2 protein-coding genes are annotated in these 460 nt (G+C 60.0%); both read left to right on the forward strand.

Annotated features, from left to right (window positions below; all coding sequences use genetic code 11):
- Positions 1-6: 6 nt before the first annotated feature.
- Complete coding sequence (locus D3D02_RS19580; RefSeq protein WP_004056911.1) at positions 7-294, forward strand: hypothetical protein; 288 nt, start codon at positions 7-9, stop codon at positions 292-294.
- Positions 295-328: 34 nt separating this feature from the next.
- Positions 329-460: universal stress protein (locus tag D3D02_RS19585; protein WP_147435785.1), on the forward strand; the 132-nt coding region annotated here is incomplete at its 3' end.

Consider the following 460-nt stretch of genomic DNA (forward strand, 5'->3'; position numbering starts at 1 on the left):
ACGGATATGGCACTCATCGATTCGCTTCCGGCGCGACCGTTAGAACCACAGGAACTCACGTCGCTGAACCGCTCCGAGGCGTTCGAACTCGTCGTCGCTGTCGAAAACGACGGTCCGGCCCGCGGCCTCCTTTTCGCCACCGAAGCGTGGGTCAAAGGGGCCGCCTACGACGACGAGTCCGGATGGTCAGTGGTCGAGACGGAGGAACTCGACGAAGAAACCGCACGAATCGACGGCCTACAATCCTGTGAATCGGCGGTGCTCTCCTTCCAAGACGCCGATAGCGAGGAGTAGAACTAACCTAATTCCGAACGAACTATACGCCGTCATGTACAGCGAAATCCTCGTGCCGACCGACGGGAGCAGGGCCGCCGAACGCGCCATCGACCACGCACTCAACCTCGCGGAGACCTACGATGCACGGATTCACGCGCTGTACGTCGTCGATACCAGTATCTAC

Origin of the sequence: Halobellus sp. Atlit-38R (genome assembly GCF_003665925.1) — an archaeon.
Classification (GTDB): domain Archaea; phylum Halobacteriota; class Halobacteria; order Halobacteriales; family Haloferacaceae; genus Haloquadratum; species Haloquadratum inordinatus.